The organism is Pseudomonas caricapapayae (assembly GCF_001400735.1).
Classification (GTDB): Bacteria; Pseudomonadota; Gammaproteobacteria; order Pseudomonadales; family Pseudomonadaceae; genus Aquipseudomonas; species Aquipseudomonas caricapapayae.
This window is the reverse complement of sequence record NZ_LJPW01000163.1, coordinates 1-11,564: the sequence shown is the minus strand read 5'-3', so window position 1 is coordinate 11,564 and position 11,564 is coordinate 1. Positions and strand designations below refer to the sequence as shown.

Annotated in this window: 11 protein-coding genes and 1 pseudogene; 2 read left to right on the top strand and 10 right to left on the bottom strand. The window is 55.4% G+C overall.

From position 1 onward, the window contains the following. Positions 1–232: 232 nt before the first annotated feature. Positions 233–598 carry a response regulator gene (locus ALO80_RS25435; RefSeq protein WP_083493409.1) on the top strand — a complete coding sequence of 122 codons (366 nt, stop codon included), beginning with the start codon at positions 233–235 and terminating at the stop codon, positions 596–598. Positions 599–717: 119 nt separating this feature from the next. Beyond that, on the top strand, positions 718–1,494 hold the full coding sequence (locus tag ALO80_RS25430) for an OBAP family protein (protein ID WP_055010975.1): 777 nt from the start codon (positions 718–720) through the stop codon (positions 1,492–1,494). Here the strand turns inward: ALO80_RS25430 and ALO80_RS25425 are convergent. From ALO80_RS25425 to pilO2, 10 genes and pseudogenes are all read right to left on the bottom strand, one after another. After that, positions 1,467–1,952: pseudogene (locus ALO80_RS25425) on the bottom strand (methyl-accepting chemotaxis protein); the annotation flags it as partial. The gene ALO80_RS25430 and the pseudogene ALO80_RS25425 overlap by 28 nt on opposite strands. Before the next feature lie 233 nt (positions 1,953–2,185). Continuing rightward, the gene (locus ALO80_RS25420) at positions 2,186–4,222 is read right to left on the bottom strand and encodes a hybrid sensor histidine kinase/response regulator (RefSeq protein WP_055010974.1); all 2,037 of its coding nucleotides are present in this window, start codon (positions 4,220–4,222) and stop codon (positions 2,186–2,188) included. A gap of 251 nt (positions 4,223–4,473) precedes the next feature. Continuing rightward, positions 4,474–4,914: a type IV pilus biogenesis protein PilM gene (pilM, locus tag ALO80_RS25415; protein WP_055010973.1), complete on the bottom strand. Its 441-nt coding sequence runs from the start codon at positions 4,912–4,914 to the stop codon at positions 4,474–4,476. A gap of 31 nt (positions 4,915–4,945) precedes the next feature. Beyond that, a complete protein-coding gene (gene pilV / locus ALO80_RS25410; protein WP_055010972.1) occupies positions 4,946–6,352 on the bottom strand; it encodes a shufflon system plasmid conjugative transfer pilus tip adhesin PilV in 1,407 nt (468 codons plus the stop codon). Next, on the bottom strand, positions 6,349–7,281 hold the full coding sequence (locus ALO80_RS25405; protein ID WP_055010971.1) for an ATPase, T2SS/T4P/T4SS family: 933 nt from the start codon (positions 7,279–7,281) through the stop codon (positions 6,349–6,351). Before ALO80_RS25405 ends, pilV begins: the two co-directional genes overlap by 4 nt. Before the next feature lie 2 nt (positions 7,282–7,283). Further along, on the bottom strand, positions 7,284–7,808 hold the full coding sequence (locus ALO80_RS25400) for a type 4 pilus major pilin (protein WP_055010970.1): 525 nt from the start codon (positions 7,806–7,808) through the stop codon (positions 7,284–7,286). Between the two features lie 38 nt (positions 7,809–7,846). Beyond that, the gene (locus tag ALO80_RS25395; protein WP_003348930.1) at positions 7,847–8,938 is read right to left on the bottom strand and encodes a type II secretion system F family protein; all 1,092 of its coding nucleotides are present in this window, start codon (positions 8,936–8,938) and stop codon (positions 7,847–7,849) included. After that, positions 8,928–10,559: a GspE/PulE family protein gene (locus ALO80_RS25390; RefSeq protein WP_055010969.1), complete on the bottom strand. Its 1,632-nt coding sequence runs from the start codon at positions 10,557–10,559 to the stop codon at positions 8,928–8,930. The genes ALO80_RS25395 and ALO80_RS25390 overlap by 11 nt, the downstream gene beginning before the upstream one ends. Continuing rightward, positions 10,556–11,158, bottom strand: coding sequence for a type IV pilus biogenesis protein PilP (gene pilP, locus ALO80_RS25385; RefSeq protein WP_055010968.1), 603 nt, complete (start codon positions 11,156–11,158; stop codon positions 10,556–10,558). The genes ALO80_RS25390 and pilP overlap by 4 nt, the downstream gene beginning before the upstream one ends. After that, positions 11,148–11,564, bottom strand: a 417-nt coding sequence (gene pilO2, locus ALO80_RS25380; protein ID WP_159420678.1) for a type 4b pilus protein PilO2, incomplete at its 5' end; no start/stop codon positions are given. The genes pilO2 and pilP, both read right to left, overlap by 11 nt.

The window sequence follows — 11,564 nt, the reverse complement described above, 5'->3', positions numbered from 1 at the left end:
TCTTTCATGGGGCTCGTTCAGTTCGGGCGAAACTCTCCCACTCTAATAATATAGACTCGATGTGCTTAAGGATGAACTTGTGAAGTCTCATCATTGTCCTTGTACTGGGCTGGAAAGGCGGTACCGATCTTGCTGTGCACCTAAAGCCTAGTCTCAAACTAGGTTGCCGATTACGTCAGCACGAACTGGTTAGTGGTCCCCAAGCCGTGTTCAACACTCCCGGAGTATCATCGTGTCGCAGAATATACTCTTGGTCGAGGACGATTTATTTTTGCGTTCAGTGATGGCGGAGGCGGTATCGATCCTCGGTCATGCGGTCACCGAATGCGCTAGCGCCGATCAAGCATTGACAGAACTGGAGGAAATGGAATGCTGCTCGTTGGTGATCACTGACGTTCGTATGCCGGGCAGGCTTGACGGCTTGCACCTGTCTCGAACGATTTGGTCTCGCTGGCCAGAGCTGCCAGTAATCATCATGTCTGCAAACACCACTATCCCGCCCGCTACGCTCCCTTCCAATGCGAAATTTTTAACCAAACCTGTGCATCTCTCTTCCCTGCACGAAGTGATTGCTGAGCTGCTCGCTAAGGCAGATTAGCAAATTTTCGCACGGACGTTTACGGGGGAGGTCTTGGTGGTACGCATTATTATTCATCCATGTAATGAAGGGCTGTGCGGTCATAGGGATTAGTACGTTTATAGAAGAGGTTTAGTGGTATGCCGCAGATCAAGCTGACTCATCTGGCCTTGCCGATCGCCTGTAGCCTCATTGGGGCATGTTCTGGCGTGAAAACAGAATCTCCTGTCGATGCGCCTGGCAGGCCTCCTACCGTTGGTACCAAGGCATTGGAAGCGGGCGCGGCCATGATTCAGTCAAAGCCACCGCTTGATGCTCTAAATGCCTACCTGGACGGTTTCCATTTCTATAATGGCCATCCAAAAATGCAAATGGAGGCGCATCATTATTGCGCAATTCTCAACGAGGATGTTATCCAGTGCGTGATTTATGATGGAAACACCAAGCAGGCCAAGATCATGGGTGTTGAGTACATCATCAACGAAACTCTGTTTACAGCGCTGCCCTCTACAGAGAAGGCGATGTGGCACAGTCATGGCTATGAAGTGTCTTCCGGCCAACTCGTAGCTCCAGGCATCCCTGCTTCAGCAGAACACGCACTTATGGAGCGTCTAGCTCACACTTACGGCAAAACATGGCATACGTGGCATACCGATCAGAGCAAAAAACTGCCACTGGGCGTGCCGCAGTTGATGATGGGTTTTACCGCTGACGGTCAGGCTGAGCCGGCGATGTTGCTGCAACGAAACCACCGTTTAGGAATTGATGCAGAGGTAATCAAGGCTCAGCGATCTGACATACAAATTCCGAAAACGGATGCGGGCGCGGACGGCTGGCAGCATGGTAACGTCATTCAGCTAAACGATCCGACAGACGTCCGTTCCATGCCTCATACCACGAATCGGCTGACCAACTGATTTAGGCTGACCGCCAGTTTAGACATTTCACCGCAGGCACTTGCTGTCTGGCTGGCGCCCGCAGCACTCTGAGTTGCCAACTCGCGGATACTGACCAGATTGCGGTCAACTTCACGAGCAACATGTGACTGCTCCTCAGAGGCAGTCGCAATCATGAGGTTGCGTTCATTGATCTGGACAATGGCCGTTGATACCTGCTCCAGTGAGGGACTGGCCTCTTGGCCGACTCCAAGCGATTCAGTCGCTAGGTCTCTACTGGTATTCATTCCCCAAACGGCTGAGTCAAAATCGTTCTGAATAGCAGTGATCATCTGCTCGATTTCCTGCGTCGACACCTGAGTGCGATGGGCCAACGCCCTCACTTCGTCAGCAACCACTGCGAATCCACGACCTTGCTCGCCAGCTCGTGCGGCCTCAATAGCGGCGTTCAAGGTCAGTAGGTTGGTCTGTTCTGCAAGGCGCATCCGTACGTTTTTTTGACATGTATGCGCATTACGGCCGCTGGAGTCCCGCTGACTGGAACAAAATAGTGAGCGCAATTGGTCCACTTCATCTGAGCCGTGCTCTTGCGAAGAGCCAGCAATCGCGACCAGCCGCCAACGACCGGACTTGGTCCTCGGCCCAATTTTTGTCTACGGAACCCGAAGCCGCCTTTTTGGATATGCATGACCTTCAACGACAGGTATTACGCTCAGTATTCTTTTTGAGAACTCAGCATTTCGCTGATCTTGTTAGCAAGCGTATCGATAGCGAATGGCTTGGTAATGATTTCCATATTGGACGCAAGATAACCGCTGGCATTCGATCCTTCCGCATAGCCAGTAGCTAATAGCACTTTAAGACCTGGGCGGCGAATCTGTCCAAGATCGGCTAGCTGGCGCCCGTTCATACCGGGTAGACCTACATCAGAGATCATCAGATCAATGCGCTGTCTGCTTTCGAGTATAGGAATGGCTTCGTGGGCATCCGCCGCTTCACGTACTTGGTAGCCGAGCTCAGACAACACTTCCACGATCAGTGAGCGCACCACAGCTTCATCCTCTACGACGAGAACGATTTCGCCTTCTCCCAGTGGTGCCTCCTTATTCTCCTCAACTTTCGAGAGGCCGACTTCGCCTCCAAGGCAGGGCATGTACAGCTGCACACTGGTGCCTGTTCCAGGCTGAGAGTAAATCTGAACGGATCCTTTGGCTTGTCGCATATAACCGTAAACCATGGACAGCCCTAATCCCGTGCCCTGACCGATAGGTTTCGTGGTGTAAAAGGGTTCAAAGACCCTGGCCAGGACATCCGGAGTCATTCCTGCTCCGGTGTCGTCCACCGTCAGAGTGACATAATCGCCTTCGGCCAGCTGTATTGGTGTTGCTTCGTGGGATGTCAGGTGCACGGACGCTGTCGTAATAGCGATTGTGCCGCCATCTGGCATAGCATCACGCGCATTGATGGCCAAGTTGATCAGCGCACTCTCTACCTGGTTGGCATCCATAGACACAAGAGGAAGGCCTGCGGTCAAGTGGGTAGTAATCTTGATATTCTTCCTGGTCGTCCGATGAAGCAGGTCTTCTAGCGAAGCCACCAACTGGTTAACCTCAATCGGTTTGAGAACGAGCGTCTGGCGACGGGAAAACGTGAGTAGGCGTTGGGTGAGAGCCGCAGCCCGGTGGGCAGAGGTCACAGCAGCGTTTATGTAACGTTGGTCATCAATCGAATTGCCGGCTAGGTGACGTCGCTGCATTAGCTCAAGGCTGCCAATCACTCCAGTAAGCAAGTTATTGAAATCATGAGCGATTCCCCCTGTTAGCTGCCCAACAGCCTCCATTTTTTGCGCCTGATGCAGCGTATCTTCCACCCGAGTGCGCTCGGCTACCTCGGCAGCCACCCTGGCTTCAAGTGTCTCGTTGAGTTCGCGTAGGGCCTCCTCGGCCTGCTTGCGCGCGGTGATATCCACGCAGGTCCCGGTGACGTACGAAGAATGGCCGGAAGCATCCCGAAAGACTTTACCCTTACTTGCCAGCCAGCGTTCCTGCGTACTTCGGTGTAGCCGAAACTCGACGGTAAAGTCCTTTCCGTGAATGCATCCCTCCAGTGATAAACGTACCAGGTTCCGGTCCTTGGAATGAACGTATTCGAGAAACCGCTCGACGGGGTCGTAACTCAGTACATCCGGGAACCCGAAAAGCTGCTGCAGCGCGGTATCGCAGTGAAATTTACCTTCATCAATGTACCAATCGAATATCCCAGTTTCTGAGGCCAGAAGAGCAACGCGGAAACGCTCATCGACGATTTGCACACCTGATTCTGTACGTTGTCTCCCTAGGACCTGCTCGGTAACATCTTCCGTCTGGTGAATGATGTAGATGACCTCGCCTAAATCATCCAGTACAGGCGTGTTCAGCGGGCTCCAGTAACGCACTTCAAAGCCGCCATCTTCACCAGTCGTACGGGGAATGTCGTACTTGGTGATTGCCATGTGATCCGGCTTGCGTGTAAGCATCACGCGCTCCAGAGAGGCGCGCAGGACACCTGCGCCAAACTCTGAATGCTCGTCCGGATTTCTGCCGAACACCTCAAAAATCGAGCGTCCAATACAGTCCTCGCGCTTAGAATTGGTACCGCGCAGGCGTTCCTCGTTGGCAGCGACCATTGTGAAGCTGGGGGCCGGAGATAGCACCAACACCAAGTGCGGAAGTGCCTCGAACAAGAGTTTGAAATCGGGATCTTGGCTCATTGATACCTACATAGGTTTATCCGGTGCTCAGCGAGCAACGAAAAGATCGGTGGCTGAACAGGCCTAGAGTGGATAATCGTAGACTCTCCTGCAGTAGAGGACCTTAAGTAGGATCCAGTTCCCGTGCGGCGCAAGATCACCTGTATCTTTGGCAAGAGTCAGATGTCAAGAAAGGTGGCGATGTGTCAGGGATTGCTACCGCTGATGCAGGTGGTGGGAATTCACAGCCATCGCGAAATGTCACCCTTTTCTCATTGGTAGGCGACAGCTGCTCCATTTGGTACTGCCACAGGCAGCGTGACGCCTGCGTTGCGTGAGGTAAGTGTGAGAAGGATACCGGAGGCCGCAGTGCCGATGGCCAGCGATCCCCCAGTCAAATTGATCATCTCTGAAACAAGACCGGGAGGAGGGGATTCGAAGAACGCGTAACTTCGTCCAGCATCGATCACTCCCTCCACTCCAGGGTAACGCGCGTACCAGGTGGGCAGTGCCAACTGGTTATCAGCCACCGTTCCTGATGCAGCTTTGTGAGCGTATGCATACTCGGCCAAGGCATTTCTGTAGACGAGGACGTTATGAGCGATGAGCGATATTTCCATCGTTTGGGCGCTCTGTTCTGCCTGGTGTGTCTTCTCATAGACCATACCGAGCACTGCCGTAATCACCACCATTGCAAGCCAATAAATGTTCACTCTTCGTCCTCGATGACTGCTATGAGTCTGGTCAGAACTGGCAACAGAAAATGGTGGCATAATCGTTCTGGCCGACCACGACTCCTGGGGTACTGCTGAATCGTTGGCCGGAGCCAGCCGTGTCCCAACCAACTTTCGTGTAGCCGACTGGACAAGCATAGGTAGTGACGTCATTTGCGTCGTAGCCGGGGATGGTTTTTGCCGTGCACGTAGGGGCACTGGAACCGTTTACCACCCAGACCCGGTTATCACAAGAAAGGGATCGCCCCGTGCTGGTACGTCCGACCATACCGTTCGCAGCACAGGCTGTGCCGGCAATTGCCACACCATTGAGCTGCAGGTATTCACCAACGGTCGCGCGACCTTCTGAAGTCACTGTACCTCCTCGGATGTTCCCGGCTGTGTAGACGTTCTTGTCGCCGTAGACCCGAACCCAGTCCGAGTCACTCATGTACCAGCCACCACCCCATTTTTCGTTGTACCAGCCGGTGTCGCCCTGGGTGCGAAACCAACCGCCTGTGACAGTCTCTCCTGATATTCGGGCAGCAGCGCCCGTGAGGTTGGCCGAGGCATTCACCGACTGTGCGTATACATCGCCTGCAGCGACAACGTTGCTCTGAGCTGTGACGCTCCCCGACGCACTCACATTGCCCTGTGCTGTGACAGATCCTGACGCACTCACATTACCAGTGGCGTTGACTGATCCAGCAGTGTCGACATTCCCTCCAACCGTCACTGTTCCAGAGGCGTTCAGCGCAGCCACATCGTTGACATTGTTTCCTCCCATACTGAGCGCCGTGTTCATACGGTTGAGTTCAGGCTTGCCTGGGATAGCGTTGCGGTACAGATAGTCATTGGAGAGCGTGCCATCCTGGAGAAACAACGCACTCGCAGTGTGGCCAACGCCTGGGTTGATCCCATAGTTGCTCAGCGCAAGTTGCCAGCCGCCTCGTACTCCTTGAATAACGCCAGTGTTGTTGAACGGGATGAAGCCTCCCGGCGCGCCCATATTTTCCGCAATCGTCCGGGTACCGATCTCATCGATAGCCTGTCCACCGGTAGTGATCACGATGGATTCGAGCTGGTTGACGTTGACCCTTCGGGCAAGCACTACGAAGCTCTGACCGAATGCGTTTGTGTCACTGAAGCTGGCTGGCAGGTAGTTGGTGTTGCGTAGCATCTGAGGGGTAATCGTCGCGGGGGAAGTTGTGCCCGCCGATCCATAGACCGTTGAGAAATTGTCCTTCAGGTATTTAGATGCTGCCTCTGCGATCTGCTGCTGTTGCTGAGCTGCGATCTGATAGTTCTGCGCATCCATCCTGTCTGCGACCAGCGAAACGCCTATGGCCGAAGCAATGGCAAAAATGATCAGGCCGAAGAGCAGCTCGACTACCACGAAACCGTTTTGTCTGGTCTGGCCGGGCTTGAGATGGTTCATCCCCAGATGCTCCTGTTCGATTGTTGATCCACATCCTGGCTAAGCATTGCGATTTGATTTGATCGGATCTTCTCGCGAATACCATGGCCGTCAGGTCCGGTCAGTGACAGGCTCTGGATCTTCAGATGTCGCATTTCGCCTTCACCTTCAAGGGCCAGCGCAGCTACAGCTACCAAACCCTGTGACAGAATTGATCGGACGTTGCTGATGGCCGGCTCCGCAAGAGTCGCTACTCGCTCAATCGCCTGCGGTACTGTTCCCGCGTGAACGGTGGTGATGATGAACAGGCCGTTGATTGCCGCTCGCACCGCCTGAACTGCCGTAGGGGTGTCTCTGATCTCACCGATAAGCATCATGTCCGCGCCAGAGCGGAGGCCTCGCATCAAAGCCTCCTCATACCCGCCATTGCGTCTCGAAACCTGCATTTGGATGCAACGACCATGTCCGTGACGACCGTTCAGGTCTGTCTCGGCCGGATCTTCTGCAGCCAGCGCGATCCCACCGCACGCAATTAGCCTGGCGATGATCAGCGAAGCCGCGCTGGAGGTCTTGCCAGTGCCCATCTCGCCGCAAAAAATCACCAGGCCGCGGACATGCTTCGTCAGCAAGGATTCGACGAGGTCTTCCGGGAAGCCCAATTGGTCGAACTGCCGCACTTGAGCATTAGATTTGCGCAGTACGAACACAGCCTTGCCGAAGGCATCAGGTATGTGAGTGACGCGCAGCACAGTTCCGTCTTTGATCAACGAGAACTCAGGTTCCTGATGCACTTCAAAGTGCTTGGAGCATTCCTCCCGTAAAAGCTGGGCGCTTTCTCTCCAGCTTTCCGGAGCCTCGACACGTCCGCTCTGGCCGTCCAGGCCTTTTACGTCCGTGAAGTCTGGCCCCAGGTAGAGGTCCACAAAGGGCGTGTCGATAATCGGGTTCATGCTCAGTAGGCCGTCCAAGCCAACGTGTTGCTATCAGTAGAGCAGCCACTGGTGGCCGCAGCTGAACTCACTTCACCGCTCACAGCCGTGCCGCCATTGATAGAGGTGGTGACCTTCTGCCCACGTCCAATCTTGGTGGCCAGCGTCACACAGGCATCTTGGGGCAAACCGGCCTCGGTCACGGTGAATGTCATCCCGTTGGCAACCACAGTGACCTGGCCACTCCAGGCGTTGTAGAGCTTGCCGCTGGAGAACGACATATTGGGCAGGCCACGTATCGAGCTGAGCTGGGCGATCAGATCGGTCCCTGACGCTCCGTAACCGGTACTGCCTTTGAGCTTGCGAGTGTTCGCGATCAATTGACCGACGTTACCCTGTTCGTTGTTGACGTCCGAACTGCCCATCGCGCCCCAACCGTTGTAAAGGGCGTAGCCCATCCCGATCAGGATAACGATGAGAACGAAGAGCAATTCAATCGAGATATAACCGATCTGGTTCGCTCGAGCGGAGTGAGTGGTGTTTTGCATGTGTGTGGTCCTGGGTATGTGGGTAACGGGTGTAGTGCTCAGTGCGTCATGCCTTGTGTGGCATTTCCGGTCATGCTATAGGCCCCGACCATGACCAGAATCATCAACAGGCCGATCAGAACCATGGATACGAGGGACAGTGTCTTTGCGTAACGCTCGACCTGTTTCAGTGATATTTCCAACCAGCGAAGGCTGTACCGGTGCACTGCAGCCGAGAAGCTCTGCGTGGTGGAGAGAACAATCAGAAATTGAATCGCTTCGTGGTCTGGGAATTCATGCCCGGAAAGATCCAAAGCCTCCCCAAAGTTCTTGCCCATCCGAACCCCGTAGTGGGCGGCTTCCAGGCGTTCACGCAGCCACGGATTTGCCCCACGCTTTAACGTGTCCAACGCTCCGAGCGGATCGATGTTTGCTCTCAGCATTACCGCGATATTGAGGAGGAACGTTGAGCCGTGGAGCGCTTTGTAGATTGACCAGGGAGGCAAGATCTCCAGCCGTGTCCGCCAAGGGCCACGGAAGTAAGGCAGAGTGACGACACTGGTGACAACCAGGACCACCACAAGGCACAAAGTCAGAAGTCCCCAGTTGGTCACAAAGGTGGCGATCATGTGCAGAACCATGGGTGCGCCGGACCAGGCTTCTGGGTTGGATGAGCGGCTCATGGCCGGCACCACCCGGGTGGCGATTACGTTCAGCAAGTAGGCCATCAGGCTCCAGACAAAAACCGGGTACGAGGCCGTGGAAACCACCAGCTTCATCACTTTTTGCCGAGCCTCGATGATCCGCACGCAGTCGCTGAATGCCTGGATCAGGTTCCCTGACTTCTCGCCGGCGCTGATAACGGCGTGCTCCTGATAAGGCACCCAGTTAAGGCAGGCCTGGGCCAGCGTCTTGCCGCCGTCCACAGCTTTGCCTATGCCATAGCTGGCAAGCGCGATCGGATGTCGAGCACGTCGGCCTCCATCACTGTAGATCGATCCAATACGATCAAGAGCCAGGTCGAGCGGCACGCCGTTCTCCAGCAGAGCGGTCATGCTCTCGTACAGGCGGATACGCTCATTGCCTCCGAACTGGTTTCTGTAAAAACCATCTACAAGCCCAGACCAGGCATCCATCACCTTACTGAGCATGGACTTCTGCCTCAGGCGCTTCGGCATCCAGCATGTAGCTGTCAAAATCCAATGGACCGACTACGGCCTCTGCCATGCGCGGGTCAATCAGCCCTGCATTTATCTTGATGAGCGTGTGGGCAACCTTCGTGATACCACCCATGTGCTTGACCCAATACTGGCGCGCAGCGCTTGGGCCATTCTTTCGGATCTCCTCCATGAACCGGTGGGTCGGGAGAAGAATCTCGGCGACAGCGACCCTGCCGTTGACCCCGTCACGGCATAGAGAGCAACCAGGCCCGGCCAGATAGACCTGATCCAGCACGGTCATCTTTTCAAGCCGCTCGACCAGCTGCGGATCCAAGGTACTGATCTGGCTGCGCGCAGGCACGCGACACTTCCTGCACAGCGTTGGCAGCAGTGACTGGTTGATAAGGCCGACGATGAGTGTTGGGTCGGTGACCAGGCTTGTATCAGCCCCCATGTCGATGAGGCGAGGAATTGCTGCTACAGCGTTGTTGGTGTGCAGAGTCGATAACACCAGGTGGCCGGTCATCCCCCCTCGCAGTGCCCCCTGAGCTGATTCAAGGTCTCGAATCTCCCCATACATCAGTATGTCGGGGTCGAGTCGCACGGAGTTTGTAATGGATTCTCCCCATGACTCATTGCTGCCAAGAGGGGACTGATTTGCACGCATCGGATATTCGGGCGGGTCCTCAACGGTCAGGATGTGTTTTGTGCCTTTGCACTCTTCAGCCAGAAGGTTGATCTGCACCTGGAGCGACTTCGATTTCCCTGATCCAGTCGGACCGGTCAATATGATCACGCCGTAAGGAAGACTTCTCAGCCGCTTGAACAGCAAATTCTGTTCTGGCAGAAACCCCAGATCGTCGACGGACTGTTTCTCCTGATCGTCATAGATCAGCCGCAACACCATCAAAGGCCCTTCGGCCAGAGGGCGTGTAGCGACACGGGCTCCGGACAGTCCCAATTGGTCGAGGAAGGTGCGAGCCATGCGCGCATCTTGTTTCAATTCCGGTTGGTAGTAGCCCTCAGATTTGACGTCACACATCGAGTTGAAGAGTGAAGAACAGAGCTCGTTTCCTACGGTGCTCTGGATCTGCCCGTACTCCCGCAAGAGACCGTCCTCACGAAACTTGATGTAGGTGATTTCGTGGCCAACGATGAAGTGAACGTCGGAAGCACGTCGTGCATGGGCCGCGCCAATGATACGAATTACCTCTTGTTGACGCTGGGTACTGTCTATAGATCCGGCGAAGGCTTTGCCCGCATTCTGATACAGAGACTTGATGTCGCTGAGCGTGCTGCTGATGGTCTGAAACGGCACGCCGGCTCGGTCCAGGCGGTCCATAAATGCCATCACGAAAGGGTCGTGCATGTGCTGAGACGACACGAGCAATTCAGCTTCTTCAGCCTCTGGGGCAGGTGCTAACAAGGCAACGAGCTGACGCAACTCGCTCGTGATGTCTCCCCACGGCTGTCCCTCCGCAGTCAGGACGGTTCCGACCACGTCAGATTGCATGGCGATGGTGATCGGTTGCACGACTGCGGTCGGCCGGGTGACCTGGCGTGCCAACGGATCGGCCTCAATGTCTGGCTCAATTCGAACCGCGCCGCTCATCGCTGCAACTCCTGCGACACGCTGGACAGCGGACTCATTGCCGAGGGCTGCCCCGGAGCTACAGGCTTGAGTGTCTGCAGTGACATTTGGGGCGCGTCAACCGAGCCACTTGGTGCCCGGGTTGAGAAACCTAATGGATATCGGCGTCCGTCATGGCCCAGTACCACGCTGTCGAGGGACACGCTGATTACCTTGAACCCTCCTGGCAGCTCAGCATTGCCCACTGATGCATCGACCTCGAAACCACTTCCGTACAGTAACGTTGCATACAGAGCGTTATTCATCCTGAACACGGTCTTGACCACCGGCAACTGCGGTGTGCTGTTGCTGGCCGGGGCGGGCGTCGTGTAAGCGTTCTGCGTAACCTGAACCGGCACAGACGTGGTTGTTTTGGCTCCGTTTACGATGTCTTCCTTGGCACGAGCCCGCGCCGCCTGTGCTGTGAAGAGCAGGGTTTCACTCTGCACCTGGGACAACTCACCAATATTGATCCGGCTCAGGTCGTTGGGAGAGGGGTCGGCAGCAACGGCCATGTTGCCGGCAGCCAGGCACGACAACAGAAGTGTCAGCAAAATGGAGGCGCGAGTGTTAATGCACATAGAGGTCACCTATGACGTTCCAGGTTAATTTGCCGTCTTGAAAGTCGGTTTTGATTTCACGCAGGCGCATTCCCGTGCTTTCCACGCCTTGAAGAACAGTCGCTGGCGGTAACAGGCTCGTGTAGCGGATCTCGAAGTGTCGATAATCCGGAGGCGGTGGTGGAGGGGCTGGCTGGCCAGGCAAAGCTGGTGGCTGGACAACCGTCACAGGTACTTCAGTGATCTTGGGCTGCACGTTCTGGGCTTGCAGCCATGAAGTGATGCTGTCCAAGGCCTGCGTTGCCGGGTTCAGAACGTCATCACCCGCCAGCGGCAGCTCGAAGGTGAGCTTCACCGCGGCCATGTTGCCTTCGTCGTAGAACGCGGGCGTATCAGCAAAGTAGCCCGCCGTAGCGGCGCTGAAAGC